Origin of the sequence: Micromonospora globbae (assembly GCF_036184225.1) — a bacterium.
GTDB lineage: Bacteria > Actinomycetota > Actinomycetes > Mycobacteriales > Micromonosporaceae > Micromonospora > Micromonospora globbae.
Map to the genome: position 1 here is coordinate 2933635 of NZ_CP108084.1, position 17649 is coordinate 2951283.

A 17649-nucleotide genomic window follows, 5' to 3' on the forward strand; every position below is an offset into this window, starting at 1 on the left:
TCGAGGGCCGACCCATTGGGGCGGCCCTCGATTGGAAAAGTTGTCCGGCGGCGTCCTACTCTCCCACACCCTCACGAGTGCAGTACCATCGGCGCTGGAGGGCTTAGCTTCCGGGTTCGGAATGTGACCGGGCGTTTCCCCTCCGCCATGACCGCCGTAACTCTATCGACATATCAAACAACACCACCGTTTGGGTGTGTTGTTCGTTTGTCGGGAGTTGCACAGTGGACGCGTAGCAGCTTTGTAAGTCAAGTCCTCGGCCTATTAGTACCGGTCGACTGAACCCGTTACCGAGCTTACATCTCCGGCCTATCAACCCAGTCGTCTAGCTGGGGGCCTTACCCACTAATAGTGGTGGGATACCTCATCTTGAAGCGAGCTTCCCGCTTAGATGCTTTCAGCGGTTATCCCTTCCGAACGTAGCTAACCAGCCGTGCCCCTGGCGGGACAACTGGCACACCAGAGGTTCGTCCGTCCCGGTCCTCTCGTACTAGGGACAGCCCTTCTCAAGTATCCTACGCGCACGGCGGATAGGGACCGAACTGTCTCACGACGTTCTAAACCCAGCTCGCGTACCGCTTTAATGGGCGAACAGCCCAACCCTTGGGACCTGCTACAGCCCCAGGATGCGACGAGCCGACATCGAGGTGCCAAACCATCCCGTCGATATGGACTCTTGGGGAAGATCAGCCTGTTATCCCCGGGGTACCTTTTATCCGTTGAGCGACACCGCTTCCACACGCAAGTGCCGGATCACTAGTCCCGACTTTCGTCCCTGCTCGACCCGTCAGTCTCACAGTCAAGCTCCCTTGTGTACTTGCACTCAACACCTGATTGCCAACCAGGCTGAGGGAACCTTTGGGCGCCTCCGTTACCCTTTAGGAGGCAACCGCCCCAGTTAAACTACCCACCAGACACTGTCCCTGAACCGGATAACGGTCCGAAGTTAGATACCCAAATCAACCAGAGTGGTATTTCAAGATTGCCTCCACCCGCACTGGCGTACGAGCTTCACCGGCTCCCACCTATCCTACACAAGCCAATCCGGATACCAATGTCAAGCTGTAGTAAAGGTCCCGGGGTCTTTCCGTCCTGCCGCGCGTAACGAGCATCTTTACTCGTAGTGCAATTTCGCCGGGCCTGTGGTTGAGACAGTGGGGAAGTCGTTACGCCATTCGTGCAGGTCGGAACTTACCCGACAAGGAATTTCGCTACCTTAGGATGGTTATAGTTACCACCGCCGTTTACTGGCGCTTAAGTTCTCCGCTTCGCCCCCGAAAGAGCTAACAGGTCCCCTTAACGTTCCAGCACCGGGCAGGCGTCAGTCCATATACATCGAATTACTTCTTCGCATGGACCTGTGTTTTTAGTAAACAGTCGCTTCCCCCTGCTCTCTGCGGCCATACAACGCTCCACCCGCGCGGGGCTTCACGTCTCCGGCCCCCCTTCTCCCTAAGTTACGGGGGCAATTTGCCGAGTTCCTTAACCACAGTTCGCCCGATCGCCTCGGTATTCTCTACCTGACCACCTGTGTCGGTTTGGGGTACGGGCCGCTCGGAACTCGCTAGAGGCTTTTCTCGGCAGCATAGGATCACTGACTTCACCTGAATCGGCTCGGCATCACGTCTCAGCCTTCATGCACCACGGATTTGCCTATGGTGCGGCCTACACGCTTACCCCGGCACAACCACCGGCCGGGCTCAGCTACCTTCCTGCGTCACCCCATCGCTTGACTACTACCCGCCAGGTTCCCACGCTCCCCGCAGTCGGTCCGAAGACCGCCCACAGTTCGGGTGGTTAGCACAACGAGGTTCGTCAGGGTCGCTCCTACGCGGGTACGGGAATATCAACCCGTTGTCCATCGACTACGCCTCTCGGCCTCGCCTTAGGTCCCGACTCACCCAGGGCGGAATAACCTGGCCCTGGAACCCTTGGTCATCCGGCGGAAGGGTTTCTCACCCTTCTTTCGCTACTCATGCCTGCATTCTCACTCGTGCCGCGTCCACAACTCGGTCACCCGGCTGCTTCACCCCCGGCACGACGCTCCCCTACCCACCCACACACCTGCACCAGACCCCCAAAGGAATCCGGCGAAGTACTTGTGTGAGTGCCACAGCTTCGGCGGTGTGCTTGAGCCCCGCTACATTGTCGGCGCGGAACCACTTGACCAGTGAGCTATTACGCACTCTTTAAAGGGTGGCTGCTTCTAAGCCAACCTCCTGGTTGTCTATGCGACCCCACATCCTTTTCCACTTAGCACACGCTTAGGGGCCTTAGCTGGTGATCTGGGCTGTTTCCCTCTCGACTACGAAGCTTATCCCCCGCAGTCTCACTGCCGCGCTCTCACTTACCGGCATTCGGAGTTTGGCTGATTTCGGTAAGCTTGTGGGCCCCCTAGACCATCCAGTGCTCTACCTCCGGCAAGAAACACACGACGCTGCACCTAAATGCATTTCGGGGAGAACCAGCTATCACGGAGTTTGATTGGCCTTTCACCCCTAACCACAGGTCATCCCCCAACTTTTCAACGTTGGTGGGTTCGGCCCTCCACGCGGTCTTACCCGCGCTTCAGCCTGCCCATGGCTAGATCACCCCGCTTCGGGTCTAGGACACGCGACTCAACGCCCTATTCAGACTCGCTTTCGCTACGGCTCCCCCACACGGGTTAACCTCGCCACATGCCACTAACTCGCAGGCTCATTCTTCAAAAGGCACGCCGTCACCCCAAAAAGGGCTCCGACGGATTGTAGGCGAACGGTTTCAGGTACTATTTCACTCCCCTCCCGGGGTACTTTTCACCATTCCCTCACGGTACTCGTCCGCTATCGGTCACCAGGAAGTATTTAGGCTTACCAGGTGGTCCTGGCAGATTCACGGCAGATTTCAGGAGTCCGCCGCTACTCGGGAACACCCACAGAAGACCAGCAGCTTTCACCTACCGGACTATCACCGTCTACGGTCAGCCTTTCCAGACTGTTCGACTAACCACTGGCTTTATCACTCCTCGAGTGCATGTCAGTACACTCAGCAGGGTCCCACAACCCCGACCACGCAACCCCTGACAGGTATCACACGCAGCCGGTTTAGCCTCAATCCGCTTTCGCTCGCCACTACTCACGGAATCACATGTTGTTTTCTCTTCCTACGGGTACTGAGATGTTTCACTTCCCCGCGTTCCCCCCACACACCCTATGAGTTCAGGTGCGGGTGACTGGACATGACTCCAGCCAGGTTCCCCCATTCGGACACCCTGGGATCACAGCTCGGTTGACAGCTCCCCCAGGCCTATCGCGGCCTCCCACGTCCTTCATCGGCTCCTGGTGCCAAGGCATCCACCGTCCGCCCTTGACAACTTGACCACAAAGATGCTCGCGTCCACTGTGCAATTCTCAACAAACGACCAACCCACAACCCACAGCCCCACACCAGCACCACCCGAAAGCAGCCGGTATGCGAGACCAGGCCATGCCTGGCAACCTCCCCCACCACAGTGGGGGCATGGTTCCGAAAGAGACAACCACCGGTTGTTCTTTCAGGACCCAACAGGGTGCTTACCGCCCCGCCCAGCCGCGCCGGAGCTCGTTCCACCACCCCCACAGGGATGCGTACTAGAACCCGACCGTTGCCGGACAAGACTGGCCAGTGTCTCCGCCATTGAGCACCCCGCCACCACACTCGGGCAGCGCGGGCTCCATGCCAGCTTTCGCTGGATGGTGCTCCTTAGAAAGGAGGTGATCCAGCCGCACCTTCCGGTACGGCTACCTTGTTACGACTTCGTCCCAATCGCCAGCCCCACCTTCGACGGCTCCCTCCACAAGGGTTGGGCCACCGGCTTCGGGTGTTGCCGACTTTCGTGACGTGACGGGCGGTGTGTACAAGGCCCGGGAACGTATTCACCGCAGCGTTGCTGATCTGCGATTACTAGCGACTCCGACTTCACGGGGTCGAGTTGCAGACCCCGATCCGAACTGAGACCGGCTTTTTGGGATTCGCTCCACCTCACGGTATCGCAGCCCATTGTACCGGCCATTGTAGCATGCGTGAAGCCCTGGACATAAGGGGCATGATGACTTGACGTCATCCCCACCTTCCTCCGAGTTGACCCCGGCAGTCTTCGATGAGTCCCCGGCCGAACCGCTGGCAACATCGAACGAGGGTTGCGCTCGTTGCGGGACTTAACCCAACATCTCACGACACGAGCTGACGACAGCCATGCACCACCTGTGACCGCCCCCGAAGGACCCGACATCTCTGCCGGTTTTGCGGCCATGTCAAACCCAGGTAAGGTTCTTCGCGTTGCATCGAATTAATCCGCATGCTCCGCCGCTTGTGCGGGCCCCCGTCAATTCCTTTGAGTTTTAGCCTTGCGGCCGTACTCCCCAGGCGGGGCGCTTAATGCGTTAGCTGCGGCACAGAGAACCGGAGAGGCCCCCCACACCTAGCGCCCAACGTTTACAGCGTGGACTACCAGGGTATCTAATCCTGTTCGCTCCCCACGCTTTCGCTCCTCAGCGTCAGTATCGGCCCAGAGACCCGCCTTCGCCACCGGTGTTCCTCCTGATATCTGCGCATTTCACCGCTACACCAGGAATTCCAGTCTCCCCTACCGAACTCTAGCCTGCCCGTATCGACTGCAGGCCCGCAGTTGAGCCGCGGGTTTTCACAGTCGACGCGACAAGCCGCCTACGAGCTCTTTACGCCCAATAAATCCGGACAACGCTCGCGCCCTACGTCTTACCGCGGCTGCTGGCACGTAGTTGGCCGGCGCTTCTTCTGCAGGTACCGTCACTTGCGCTTCGTCCCTGCTGAAAGAGGTTTACAACCCGAAGGCCGTCATCCCTCACGCGGCGTCGCTGCATCAGGCTTCCGCCCATTGTGCAATATTCCCCACTGCTGCCTCCCGTAGGAGTCTGGGCCGTGTCTCAGTCCCAGTGTGGCCGGTCGCCCTCTCAGGCCGGCTACCCGTCGTCGCCTTGGTAGGCCATCACCCCACCAACAAGCTGATAGGCCGCGAGCCCATCCCAGGCCGAAAAACTTTCCACCAAGCGCCATGCGACGCCAGGTCCTATCCGGTATTAGCCCCGGTTTCCCGGGGTTATCCCAAAGCCTAGGGCAGGTTGCTCACGTGTTACTCACCCGTTCGCCGCTCGAGTACCCCGAAGGGCCTTTCCGCTCGACTTGCATGTGTTAAGCACGCCGCCAGCGTTCGTCCTGAGCCAGGATCAAACTCTCCAACAAAAACTTGGAAAATCATCCCAGCAACAAAAGTTGCCAAAGGAATCCCCACCAGCCAAACCAAAAGGCCCGACCAGCACGGGGGGTATAAATCAAATTGGCACTGGCTTATCAAGCACCCTGTTGAGTTCTCAAAGAACAACCACACACCATCCGGAAACCCCCCACCAAGGAGGACCCCCGTCCGGGGCGCATCGTCCCACACCCGCCGCTCCCGCGCCGGGCACTTTTACTACGTTACCCGCTGGTTTCTGCCGTGTCAAACCGCTGTCTTGCGGTTTGTCGTGCTTCCACCCATTTTCGCGGGCACCGCGACGCGACGGCTTCCGCCGTCCTCGCCACGGGGTTCGACAGGCCGGCCGCCGCGATCACTCGCAAGCGCGCCCGGTGCCCTGCCGGTCGTCAACCATACCCGGTCGGCTCCGCCTCACCAAATCCGCCTCGCGGCGGATCCGGGGCACCGCCCGGTACCGGGTTCCAGAGGGTGACAACCCATCCGACCCCGAGGCCATTCCCGGCGCCCGCCGGGGCCTCAGGGGTCCGATCGGTGGCAACGCCTCGGACCCGGTGGCCATTCCCGCGCTCCGGCCTACCAGGACTTTCGCCCTGTTTCGTCCGTTCCGCGCTGGCAGAGAGAAAGGTACGCGGCCCCCGCCATGATCGTCAAATCGGGGGGCCGCGTCCCGCGTCACACCGGCGTCGGGCGGCTATCGCCGCAGCTCGACGCCCGCGAAGGAGCGCTTGCCGCGACGCAGCACCAGGTACCGGCCGTGCAACAGGTCGTCCGGGGAGACGGTCGCGTCCACCTCGGTCACCCGGTTGTTGTTGACGTAGGCGCCGCCCTCGGCGATGACCCGGCGCGCCTCCTTGAGGCTCGGCACCAGCCCCGAGTCCCGCAGCAGCCCGGCCACGTCGGGCAGCTGGTCGAGCTGCACGAGCCCGGCCTCGGTGAGAGCGGCGCGCAGGGTCGCGAGGCTCAACTCATCGAGGGAGCCCCGCCCGAACAACGCCTGGCTCGCGGCCACCGCCTGGGCCATCTCCCGCTCGCCGTGCACGAGGGTGGTCAGCTCCTCGGCGAGCGCCCGCTGCGCGAGCCGGGCCGCCGGCCGCTCCGCGGTCGCCTTGGCCAGCTCCTCCAGCTCCTCGCGCGGGCGGAAGCTGAAGAAGCGCAGGTAGCCGTCGACGTCCCGGTCGTCCACGTTCACCCAGAACTGGTAGAACGCGTACGGGCTGGTCATCGCCGGGTCGAGCCAGATCGAGCCGCCCTCGGTCTTGCCGAACTTCGTGCCGTCGCTCTTCGTCACGAGCGGTGTCGTGAAGGCCTGCACCGGGCCCGCGCCTCTGCGACGGATGTAGTCGACGCCGGCGGTGATGTTGCCCCACTGGTCGGAGCCGCCGAACTGGAGCTGGCAGCCGTGCCGGCGGTGCAGCTCGTAGAAGTCGTTGGCCTGCAACAGCTGGTAGCTGAACTCGGTGAAGCTGATGCCGGTCTCGAGGCGGGCCTTCACCACCTCGCGGGCCAGCATCCGGTTGACCGGGAAGTGCTTGCCGACGTCCCGGAGGAACTCCACCACCGACATCTCGCCGGTCCAGTCCAGGTTGTTGACCAGTTGGGCGGCGTTCTCACCGGTGTACGAGACGAAGGGCGCCAGCTGTTCGCGGATGCGCTCGACCCAGCCGGCGACCACCTCGGGCGGGTTCAGGGTGCGCTCGGCGCTCTCCTTCGGATCCCCGATCTGGCCGGTCGCGCCGCCCACGAGCAGCAGCGGCCGGTGCCCGGCGAGCTGGAGCCGGCGGGCGGTGAGGACCTGCATGAGATGGCCGACGTGCAGGCTCGGCGCGGTCGGGTCGAAGCCGACGTAGAACGCGGCGCTCCCGCCGTCGAGCAGGTCACGCAGCGCGTCGACGTCGGTCGAGTCCTGGATCAGGCCGCGCCAGAGCAGGTCGTCGGTGAGGGAGTCCCGCCGCGGCGGGAGGCTGCTGTCGGTCACGGTCCCCGATTCTCCCCCATCGGGGAGGCCCGCCCGTACCGGGTTTGCCGGAACGCCCCGCTAGGCTGGCCCAACAAGATCGAGGAGGCGTACGTGGAGATGCCCGAACTCACCGGAGGCTTCGTCGACCTGCTCGGGCTCAAGATCGACGAGGCGACCGCCGACCGGGTGGTGATCCGCTGGCAGGTCCGACCGGAGCTGCACCAGCCGTTCGGCATCCAGCACGGCGGGGTGTACTGCTCGGTGGTGGAGACGGCGGCCAGCGTGGGCGGTTCCCTCTGGTTCGCCGACCGGGGCACCGTCGTCGGCGTGTCCAACCAGACCGACTTCCTGCGCGCCGTGCGCGAGGGTGAGCTGACCGCCGTCGGCACGCCGGTGCACCGCGGCCGCAGCCAGCAGCTCTGGCAGGTGGAGATCACCGACGGCGAGGACCGTCTGGTGGCGCGCGGCCAGGTCCGGCTGCAGAACCTGACCTCCGCCGCCTAGCCACCGCGCCGGATCAGGTGCGCGCCTCGTCGAGGACCGCGGCGTCCCGGACCGGTCCGGTGCTGCGGCGCAGCCGTACCTCCGCGATGGCCCGGTGGTCGATCCGGGCGACCTCGAGCCGCCAGCCGTCGACCACCACGTCCTCGCCCGCGACGGTCGGAATGTGCCCGAGACCGGCGAGCACCAGACCCGCGACGGTGGTGTAGTCGCCGGTCGGCCGGCCCGGCAGGTCGACGCCGACGGCCGGCAGGTCGTGCACCGGGAAGGTGCCGGGCAGGCGCAGCGCGCCGTCCGGGTCGGTACGCACGGCGCGCACGTCCCGGTCGGTCTCGTCGTAGATCTCCCCGACGATCTCCTCCAGGATGTCCTCGAGGGTGACGATGCCCTCCACCGCGCCGCGCTCGTCCACCACGAGGGCGATGTGCTGGCGTTCGGCCTTGAACTGCCGCAGCGCGTCCACGACCGGCAGCGAGTCGGGCAGCAGCATCGGGGGACGGACGTACCCGTCGACCGGCCGGTCGTCCGGTACGCCGACGAGGTCCCGCAGGTGGATGACCCCGACGGCGTCGTCCAGGCCGCCGTGGCGGACCACCGGCGCCCGGGAGTGCCCCGTGGCGGCCAGCACGAGGCGGGCCGCCTCGGCGGTCGTCCCGCTGTCGAGGCAGAAGACCTGCAGGCGGGGAACCAGCACGGCGCGCAGCCGCCGGTCGGCGATCTCCACGGCGCCGGCGATGATGGTCTGTTGCTCCGTGGTGAAGCCGTGGTTGCCGGCCACGATGTCGCGCAGCTCGTCCGGGCCGATCTCGTCGCGCCGCGACCGCGGGTCGAGCCCGACCATCCGGACGACGAGGTCGCTGGTGGCGCCGAGCGCCCAGACGGCCGGGCGGGCGATGCTCGACAGCAGGGCGAGCGGACGCGCCACCAGCAGCGCCCACCGCTCGGCGGACTGCATGGCGATCCGCTTCGGCGCGAGCTCGCCGAAGACCAGCGTCACGAACGTCAGCACCAGCGTGACCGCCACGACGGCGACCGGCTCGGCCGCGCCGCCGAGCACGCCGAGCAGCGGCACGAGCGGCCGGGCCAGCGACACCGCCGCGGCGGCCGAGGCGAGGAAGCCGGCGAGCGTGATGCCGATCTGGATGGTGGCCAGGAACCGGTTCGGGTCGGTGGCGAGCCGGGCCAGCACCCGGCCGGCCCGGCTGGTGCGCTCCAGCCGCTGGATCTGGCTGTCCCGCAGGGAGACCAGCGCCATCTCACTGCCGGCGAACACCGCGTTGAGCACGACCAGGACTCCGACCAAGGCCAACTGGCCCCAGTAGTTGTGCACGCCCCGTTCTCTCCCTCAGGCGACCGCGCCGGACGCCGCCGGCGCCGCCGCCCGGAGGCCCCGGCCGGCGTACGCGCATCTGTGCCCACCGGACGGGCGGGTGAATCCTCCGGCGGCCGGCCGGCTCGCGGATCAGGACGCGCCGGCGGGCGCCGGCGCCGGCAGGTCGAGGACGTACGCGTCGCCCTGCCGGTGGAAGCCGAGCCGGTGGTAGTACGGGGCGACCATGCCGGGCGGGCTGACCACCCGCCGGAAGCCCCGGTCGGTGAAGAGCCGGCTGCGACGGTAGACGAACTCGCCGGGTGTGAAGTCGCGGAAGCGCTGGGTCACGTAGTCGAGGTCGATCTGGGCGACGCCGTGCGGCTCGGCGTGCGCCAGCACCACGCCGACCACCTCGTCGGCGCGGACCACGAGGAACGCCGACCGCTCGACCGGGCCGCCGGACCCGGGGTCCGCGGCCGGTCCGGAACCGGTGGCCGGTCCGGCGTCGGCGGGCGGCCAGCGGAAGCCGGGGTTGAAGCGGGCGATGTCGGCGCCGTGCACCCGCAGGGTGTGCGCGAGGAACTGGTCGTGCACGCCCACCTCGACCACCTGGTAGGTCGCCGCGTCGTGGCGCGTGGCGAGCATCCCGCGCAGGTACCAGATGTTGATCCCGGCGAGCACCACGTTCAGCCCGACCATGGGCCAGACCTGGATGGCGGCGTTGTAGCCGATCAGGATCAGGCAGCCGAGCAGGTTCAGGGCGCGCAGCCGCAGGATGCGGGTCTGCAGCAGCGACCAGACCAGCACCGCTGAGCCGACCCAGCCGAGGAGTTCCAGCCAGTTCACTCCCCGAGCGTAGGGCCGGGCCGGCCGGAAGGCTCTCCGCGGCCCGTCCGGCCGGGTGCCGGGGGCACGGGTCCGCGGCCGTCGGCGACGTGGGGCGGCGGAACCGCCGCACGGCCACGGCCGAATGTCCATTCAGCCGGGTTTCCGCGATCCCTGTCGACAATCGCATGGATGAAGGTTTCTCCCTTCCGGTGACGGGGGCCGATAGGGTGACCGCGACAGGTCCGGATCTTTACGAACCGTGGCACCGGGTGCGCGGTGGTGGAAAAGGAAGTCAGATGGTGTCGACGGCGACGTCGTGGCGCGGGCCGGCGGCACCGGCTTCGGGGCCTGCCACCGGTCCCGATCCCACCGGCTCCGCTCCCGTTCCGGGTTTCCGGGACGAACGGCTCACCGGGCGGCCGGGTGAATCCGACGAACTGCGTCTCTATCGGCGGATGCGTTTCATCCGCCGATTCGAGGAAACGCTCCTCGCGCTGTTCGAGGAGGGCGTGCTGAATGGCACCACGCACGCCTGCATCGGGCAGGAGGCCAACGCGGTGGCGGTCATGGAACATCTGATCGCCGAGGACCACGTGTTCAGCAACCACCGCTGCCACGGTCACTATCTGGCCCGCACCGGCGATGCCCCGGGACTGCTCGCCGAGATCATGGGCAAGGAGTCTGGCGTGTGCCGGGGCGTCGGCGGCAGCCAGCACATCTGCGCCCCCGGATTCAAGTCCAACGGCGTCCAGGGCGGCATCGTGCCGGCGGCGGCCGGCATCGCGCTCGCCGCCCAACTGGACGGCGCGAGCCGCGTGAGTGTCGTGTTCATCGGCGACGGCACCCTGGGCGAGGGCCTGCTGTACGAGACGCTGAACGTCGCCGCGCTCTGGCGGCTGCCACTGCTCGTGGTGTGTGAGGACAACCGGTGGGCGCAGAGCACCCCGGTGGCCGTCAACCTGGCCGGCAGCATGGCGGGGCGTTTCACGGCCTTCGGGATCCCGGTGCGCGAGATCGACAGCACCGACGTGATGGAGCTGCGTGCGGCCGCGGGCGCGGAGGTCGAGGCGGTCCGTGGCGGAGCGGGGCCCCGGGTGCTGCTCGTCCACACGTACCGGCTGTGCCACCACTCGAAGAGCGACGACGAGCGCCCCGCCGAGGAGATCGCCGCCCGCTGGCCCCTCGAACCGTTGGTGGTCCACGGCCGGCGGCTCACCGACGCGCAGCGGCGGACCGTCGACGACGAGGTGGACAGCGCGGTGGCCGAGGTCGTGGCGACGGTGAGGGCCCTGCCGTGATCTTCGCCAAGGAGTTGAACGAGACGCTGCGTGCCTGCCTGAGCGCCGACCCCCGGGTCGTCGTGCTCGGCGAGGACATCGCCGACCCGTACGGCGGCGCGTTCAAGGTGACCCGCGGCCTCTCGACCGCCTACCCGGACCGGGTCCGCACGACGCCCATCAGCGAGGGCGCGATCGCCGGGATCTCGGCGGGACTCGCGCTGGCCGGCTACCGGCCGATCGCCGAGATCATGTTCGGCGACTTCCTCACCCTCGTCTTCGACCAGGTCGTCAACCACATCGCCAAGTACCAGGCGATGTACGCGGACCAGGCGACCTGCCCGGTCGTCGTACGCGCCCCCTCCGGCGGGCACCGCGGATACGGGCCGACGCACAGCCAGAGCCTGGAGAAGCACTTCCTCGGCGTACCCCATCTGCGGGTGGTCGCCGCGTCGCTGGTCCACGACCCGCGGGCGGTGTTCGCGGACTTCCTCGCCCAGGACAGCCCGGTCCTCTACGTCGAGCACAAGCTGCTCTACCCCCAGCGCCTCGACGTGCCCGACGGCGGCCGGTCGGGCGACCTGATCGCGACGCGGGACGCCGGCCCAGGGATGCTGCCGACGGTCTGCCTCTCCGCCGTGCCCCGCGAGGACTGCGTCGCGACCGTCCTGGCGTACGGGTACCAGGCCATGCTCGCCGCGAGGGTGGTCGAGCGGCTCGCCGTCGAGGAGGAGATCTTCGTCGAGCTGCTGGTGCCGGCGCAGCTCGCGCCGATGGACTGGGCGCCCGTCGAGCGGTCCGTCGGCGTCACCGGACGGCTCGTCACCGTGGAGGAGGGCGCCGGCGGGTGGTCGTGGGGCACCGAGGTGGCCGCCACCGTCTCGCGCCGGCTGTTCCGCGAGCTGCGGTCCCCCGTCGAGGTGGTGGCCAGCGAGCCCACCGTCATCCCGTCGTCGAAGGCCAGGGAGAGCCGCGTCCTGGTCGGCGAGAGCCAGATCGAGGCGGCCGTACGCGCGGCGGCCGCGTCGACCGTCGTCCGGTGAGGAGAGAGCGTGAAGCCGGTAGTCGTCCCGACCAGTGACGTCAACAGCGAACACGGGGTGCTCGTGGCCTGGTTCGTCGACGACGGGGCCAAGGTGGAGGCGGGCACGCCGCTCGCCGAGATCGAGACCAGCAAGGCGGTGCTCGAGGTGGCCGCGCCCGAGGCGGGCATCGTCCTGCGCCTCGCCGACCCGCTCCAGGAGGTCCCGCTCTCCGAGCCGATCGCCATGCTCTTCGAGACGCCGGCCGACCTCGCCGCGTACGCCCGGGAGCGGGAGGCGCGGGCGGCGGCCGCGGCGGAGACGCCCCCGCCGGTCCGCGCGAGCGTCAAGGCCGTGCGGCGGGCGCAGGAGCTCGGGGTCGACCTGGCGGCGCTGCGGCTGGACCGGCTCATCACCGTGAAGGACGTCGAGGAGGCGGCCGGCCACGGCGTCGACGAGGGGGCGCTTCCCGCGCCGCTGGAGGCCGGGCCGGGTGTGCAGCGCATCGTGCTCATCGGCGGCGGGCTGGGGGCGACCCAGGTGCTCGACATCCTGAGCGGCTCGCAGGCCCAGCGGGTGGTGGCCGTCGTCGACGACGACCGGCAGCGGTGGGGCGCCGAGGTGAACGGCGTACCGGTCGTCGGCGGCAGCGACCGGCTGCGCTCCCTCTTCGCCGAGGGCGCGTACGACGCGGTGATCGTCGCCATCAGCACCTCGGTGGAGGCCCGGCGGCGGTTCCGCGAGGCGTGCGCGGAGGCCGGGATCCCCCTGGCCAACGCCGTCGATCCCACCGCAAAGATCGCCACCGACGTGGTCCTCGGGCAGGGGAACGTCATCTGCGCCTTCTCCCACCTGGGCACGGGGGTGCGGATGGGCGACAACAACTTCCTGTCCGCCTACAACTCCTTCGACCACCACAGCCGGATCGGCTCGGACAACTCCACCGGCCCGTCGTGCGTCTCCTCGGGCAAGGTGACCGTGGGCGACCGGGTGCGGCTGGGTACGGGGATCTTCATCGAACCGCACGTCGTCCTCGGCGACGACGTGGCGGTCGCCTCCGGCGCGGTCATCGTGCGGTCGGTCCCGGCGGGCCACGCCGTCAAGACGAAGATCGTCACGACGACCGTCGTGCCCGCGCAGCGGTCCCGGCGGTAGGGCCGCCCCGCGGGCGGACGTGTCGCCGCGGGTTCACCGCGATGTCCGAATGGTGACCGCCAGCCATCCGACGGTCGTCCGTCCGGGTGGGCGAAATGGGGCCGGCTACGCCCTGTTTGGCGTCACTTCCCCACCATTTCCGGCGGGCGGCCAATGGTAATGGCCGGGCGCGCGGCCGATGTCGTGAAGCCGACGCAGCAAGGGAAACGGGCCACTTGTGGAGAGGGATCGGCCAAACGGTTCGTCGGCCCCGTCGGCACCGCCGGAATCCGGTTTTCGCACTGGCGTTTCCGGCGGGAATTTCGATAGCTTGCCGACGGACTTCGCCACTGACTCCGTGCTCAGCGAGGTCCGGTCCTGCCTAGCGAATCGGGTGCCCGTGAACTCATCGCACGTTTCCGCCGACGAACCGATCGGCGTGGCCGTCATCGGGGCCGGCTACTGGGGTCCGAATCTCGTCCGCAACTTCCAGGCGTCCGCCGATTTCCGCCTGCGCGCGCTCTGCGACCTCGACGTGACCCGGGCCCGGCGGGTGCTCGGCGACTACTCGACGGTCCGGGCCACCGACGACCTCGACAGCGTGCTGGCCGACGACAGCGTGCAGGCGGTGGCCGTGGCCACGCCCGCCGGCACGCACGTCGACGTGGCCACCGCCGCGCTGCGGGCCGGCAAGCACGTGCTCGTGGAGAAGCCCCTCGCCGCGAGCGTCGCGCAGGGCCGGTCGCTCGTCGACGAGGCGCAGCGGCGGGGCCTGTCGCTCATGTGCGACCACACCTACTGCTACACGCCCGCGGTCCTGCGCATCCGCGAACTGCTGCACGGCGGCCAGCTGGGCGAGCTGCAGTACCTCGACTCCGTCCGCATCAACCTCGGGCTGGTCCAGCGGGACATCGACGTGATGTGGGACCTGGCGCCGCACGACCTGTCGATCCTCGACTTCATCCTCCCGCCCGGTGTGGCGCCGGTCTCGGTGGCCGCGCACGGCGCGGACCGGATCGGCGCCGGCCGCGCCTGCGTCGCGTACCTGACGCTGCACCTCAACACCGGCGCCATCGCGCACATCCACGTCAACTGGCTCTCCCCCGTGAAGGTCCGCACCACCATCATCGGCGGCTCGAAGCGCACGCTCGTCTGGGACGACCTGAACCCGAGCCAGCGGCTGTCCATCTTCGACCGCGGCGTGGACGTGGCCTCGGCCGAGGAGCTGGGCGACGAGCAGCGCCGGGAGATGCTCGTGTCCTACCGGTCGGGCGACATGGTGGCGCCGGCCCTGACCGAGCGGGAGGCGCTGCGGACCATGGTCGAGGAGTACGCCCGCTCGATCCGCAGCGGCACGCCCGCGCTGACCGACGGCCGGGCGGGCCTGCGGGTCATCGCCATCCTCGAGGCGGCCTCCCGCAGCCTCGCCGACGGTGGCCGGTCGGTCGGCCTCGACGAGCGGGTCGCCGCGTGAAACCAGGACCGGTACGCCGCCTCGGCGCGGCGGTGAGCGGAGCGGAGTTGTCGGCATGAGTGCAGTGGAGATCAACGGGGCGCGGGTCCTGGTCACCGGCGGAGCGGGCATGATCGGCTCCCACGTGGTGGACGAGCTGGTCGCCGGGGGCGCCGCCGAGGTGGTCGTCCTGGACAACTTCGTCCGTGGCCGGCGGGAGAACCTGGCGCGCGCCCTGCCCAGCGGCAGGGTCCACCTCGTCGAGGGCGACATCCGCGATGCCCCGCTCGTGCACGACCTCACCCGCGGCCGGGACCTCGTCTTCCACCTCGCCGCCATCCGCATCACCCAGTGCGCCGAGGAGCCCCGCCTCGCCAACGAGGTGCTGGTCGACGGCACCTTCAACGTGGTCGAGGCCGCGGCGGCCGCGAAGGTACGCAAGGTGATCCTGTCCTCGTCGGCCTCCGTCTACGGGCTCGCCGACGAGTTCCCCACCACCGAGCGGCACCACCCGTACCACAACGACACGTTCTACGGCGCCGCGAAGGCGTTCAACGAGGGCGTGCTGCGCAGCTTCCACGCCATGTACGGCCTGGACTACGTGGCACTGCGCTACTTCAACGTGTACGGGCCGCGGATGGACATCCACGGCCTCTACACCGAGGTGCTGATCCGGTGGATGGAGCGGATCGAGTCGGGGCGCCCCCCGCTGATCCTCGGCGACGGCCTGCAGACGATGGACTTCGTGCACACCGCCGACATCGCGCGGGCCAACATCCTGGCCGCGCGGGCGGACGTGACCGACGAGGTGTTCAACGTCGCCAGCGGCACCGAGACGAGCCTCGCCGACCTGGCCCGGGCGCTCAGCGACGTCATGAAGTCCGACCTGGCGCCCGAGTACGGCCCGCCCCGCGCCGTCAACGGGGTCACCCGCCGGCTCGCCGACACCACGGCGGCCGCCCGGAAGCTGGGCTTCCGGGCCGAGATCGGGCTGCACGAGGGGCTCCAGGGCCTCGTCGACTGGTGGCGGGCCGAGAAGTGAGCGCACACCGCATCCCCGTGATGGTCCCCCACCTCGGCGAGGAGGAGGCGCAGGCCGCCGCCGACGCGGTCCGCTCCGGATGGGTGGCCCAGGGCCCCCGGGTGGCCCGGTTCGAGCAGGAGTTCGCGTCGCTGGTGGGCGCCGACCACGGCGTCGCCGTCAGCTCCTGCACGGCGGCGCTGCACCTGGCGCTGGTGCTGCTCGACGTCCGCCCCGGCGACGAGGTGATCGTGCCGTCGTTCTCCTTCATCGCCACCGCGAACGCCGTGCGCTACGTCGGCGCCACCCCGGTCTTCGCCGACGTGGACCTCGCGACCGGCAACGTGACGGTGCAGACCGTCGACGCGGTACGCACACCCCGCACCCGCGCGGTGATCGCCGTCCACCAGGGCGGCGTGCCGTTCGACGTCGCCGCGCTGCGCGACGCCGCGGCCCGGTGGGGAGTGCCGCTGGTCGAGGACGCCGCCTGCGCCGCCGGCTCGACGGCGTACGGACGGCCGGTCGGCGCCGGCGCGACCGTCGCCGCCTGGTCGTTCCACCCCCGCAAGCTGCTGACCACGGGCGAGGGCGGGATGCTCACCGTCGACGACCCGCAGTGGGCGGCCCGCCTGCGCCGGCTGCGCGAGCACGGCATGAACGTCTCGGCGGCCGACCGCCACCGCAGCGCGCAACCGGTCCTGGAGTCCTACCTGGAGACCGCCTTCAACTACCGGATGACCGACATCCAGGCGGCGGTCGGGCTCGTCCAGCTGGGCCGTCTCACCGACCTGGTGGCGCAGCGCCGCGCCCTCGCGGCGCGCTACCACGAGCTGCTCGCGGACGTCGACGGCCTGGTGCCGGTCCGCGACCCCGCCTACGGCGAGACCAACTACCAGGCGTTCTGGGTGCGGATCGACCGGGAGTACGGCACGGACCGCGACGAGGTGCTCGCCGAACTCGCCGCGGCCGGCGTCTCGGCCCGGCGCGGCATCATGGCGGCGCACCTCGAACCGGCGTACGCCGACGTGACGCCCCCACCGCTGCCGGTGACCGAACGGCTCACCCGCGACTCGCTCATCCTGCCGCTGCACCACGCGCTGACCGAGTCCGACCAGGACCACGTCGTCGGCGTGCTGCGGAAGCTCGCCGCCTGATGCGCGACCTGGTCATCGTCGGCGCGGGTGGGTTCGCGCGGGAGACCGCGGCGGCGGTCCGCGCCGTCAACGCGGACCGCCCCACGTGGCGGCTGCGCGGGTTCCTCGACGACGACCCCGCGCTGCACGGCACCACCCGCGCCGGGCTGCCGATCCTCGGCGGCACCGACCGGTTGGCCGACCTGCCCGACGCGGCCGTCGTGGTCTGTGTCGGCAGCCCACGCGACTACGCGGCGCGGCAGCGCATCGTGGCCCGGCTCGCCCTGCCCGCCGACCGCTACGCCACGATCGTGCACCCCGGCGCCGACGTCGGCGCCGGCAGCGTCGTGGGCGCCGGCACCGTCCTGCTCGCCGGCGTGGTGCTCACCGCCGACGTCAGCGTCGGCGACCACGTCGCCGTCATGCCGCACACCGTCCTCACTCACGACGACCGGGTCCACGACCACGCGACCATCGCCTCCGGCGTCCGGCTCGGCGGCGGTGCGGTGGTGCGCTCCGGCGCGTACCTCGGCGCGGGCGCGCTGCTGCGGGAGGGCGTGACCGTCGGCGAGTGGTCGCTGGTCGGCATGGGCGCGGTGGTGCTGCGCGACGTGCCGCCGGGCGAGGTGTGGGTCGGCAGCCCGGCCCGCCGGCTGCGCGCCGCCGACCCTCCGGCGCTCGCGCACGTGCCGGAGCCGGACGGCCCGGCGTCGACGGCCCGGACGCCACGGGCCGCGCTGAGAGTTGTGGGGAGCTGAGC

General features: G+C 68.6%; 11 protein-coding genes and 3 rRNA genes. 8 read left to right on the forward strand and 6 right to left on the reverse strand.

Features of this window, described 5'->3' with window-relative positions; translation table 11 throughout:
* Positions 1 to 42: 42 nt before the first annotated feature.
* The 4 genes from rrf to tyrS form a co-directional block, all read right to left on the reverse strand.
* A 5S ribosomal RNA gene (gene rrf, locus OG994_RS12925) occupies positions 43 to 159 on the reverse strand.
* Positions 160 to 244: 85 nt separating this feature from the next.
* Positions 245 to 3359: ribosomal RNA gene (locus OG994_RS12930) — 23S ribosomal RNA — on the reverse strand.
* Between the two features lie 365 nt (positions 3360 to 3724).
* Positions 3725 to 5238 (reverse strand): 16S ribosomal RNA (locus OG994_RS12935).
* Together the 16S, 23S and 5S rRNA genes form the textbook arrangement of a ribosomal RNA operon.
* Before the next feature lie 704 nt (positions 5239 to 5942).
* Positions 5943 to 7226, reverse strand: coding sequence for a tyrosine--tRNA ligase (gene tyrS / locus OG994_RS12940; protein WP_120331180.1), 1284 nt, complete (start codon positions 7224 to 7226; stop codon positions 5943 to 5945).
* Positions 7227 to 7325: 99 nt separating this feature from the next.
* Here tyrS and OG994_RS12945 point away from each other — a divergent pair, with 99 nt between their 5' ends.
* Positions 7326 to 7712, forward strand: a complete 387-nt coding sequence (locus OG994_RS12945) for a PaaI family thioesterase (RefSeq protein ID WP_120331264.1) — start codon at positions 7326 to 7328, stop codon at positions 7710 to 7712.
* A gap of 13 nt (positions 7713 to 7725) precedes the next feature.
* Here the strand turns inward: OG994_RS12945 and OG994_RS12950 are convergent, their stop codons facing one another.
* Both OG994_RS12950 and OG994_RS12955 read right to left on the reverse strand, forming a co-directional pair.
* On the reverse strand, positions 7726 to 9039 hold the full coding sequence (locus OG994_RS12950; RefSeq protein ID WP_328853402.1) for a hemolysin family protein: 1314 nt from the start codon (positions 9037 to 9039) through the stop codon (positions 7726 to 7728).
* Positions 9040 to 9171: 132 nt separating this feature from the next.
* Entirely contained in the window at positions 9172 to 9867 is a 696-nt protein-coding gene (locus tag OG994_RS12955; RefSeq protein WP_120331182.1) for a hypothetical protein, read from the reverse strand.
* Positions 9868 to 10034: 167 nt separating this feature from the next.
* On the opposite strand from OG994_RS12955, the gene OG994_RS12960 reads away from it, so the two are divergent.
* The 7 genes from OG994_RS12960 (at position 10035) to OG994_RS12990 (ending at position 17647) form a co-directional block, all read left to right on the forward strand.
* On the forward strand, positions 10035 to 11147 hold the full coding sequence (locus OG994_RS12960) for a thiamine pyrophosphate-dependent dehydrogenase E1 component subunit alpha (RefSeq protein WP_328853403.1): 1113 nt from the start codon (positions 10035 to 10037) through the stop codon (positions 11145 to 11147).
* Entirely contained in the window at positions 11144 to 12169 is a 1026-nt protein-coding gene (locus OG994_RS12965) for an alpha-ketoacid dehydrogenase subunit beta (RefSeq protein ID WP_328853404.1), read from the forward strand. The genes OG994_RS12960 and OG994_RS12965 overlap by 4 nt, the downstream gene beginning before the upstream one ends.
* A gap of 9 nt (positions 12170 to 12178) precedes the next feature.
* Entirely contained in the window at positions 12179 to 13303 is a 1125-nt protein-coding gene (locus OG994_RS12970; protein ID WP_120331185.1) for a biotin/lipoyl-containing protein, read from the forward strand.
* A gap of 418 nt (positions 13304 to 13721) precedes the next feature.
* Positions 13722 to 14756, forward strand: coding sequence for a Gfo/Idh/MocA family protein (locus tag OG994_RS12975; protein ID WP_328853405.1), 1035 nt, complete (start codon positions 13722 to 13724; stop codon positions 14754 to 14756).
* 55 nt (positions 14757 to 14811) lie between these two features.
* The gene (locus tag OG994_RS12980; RefSeq protein ID WP_328853406.1) at positions 14812 to 15777 is read left to right on the forward strand and encodes an NAD-dependent epimerase/dehydratase family protein; all 966 of its coding nucleotides are present in this window, start codon (positions 14812 to 14814) and stop codon (positions 15775 to 15777) included.
* A gap of 20 nt (positions 15778 to 15797) precedes the next feature.
* Positions 15798 to 16910, forward strand: coding sequence for a DegT/DnrJ/EryC1/StrS family aminotransferase (locus tag OG994_RS12985; RefSeq protein WP_328853712.1), 1113 nt, complete (start codon positions 15798 to 15800; stop codon positions 16908 to 16910).
* Positions 16910 to 17647 (forward strand): acetyltransferase, encoded by a 738-nt coding sequence (locus tag OG994_RS12990; RefSeq protein ID WP_328853407.1) that lies wholly within the window; start codon positions 16910 to 16912, stop codon positions 17645 to 17647. The genes OG994_RS12985 and OG994_RS12990 overlap by 1 nt, the downstream gene beginning before the upstream one ends.
* Positions 17648 to 17649 lie beyond the last annotated feature (2 nt).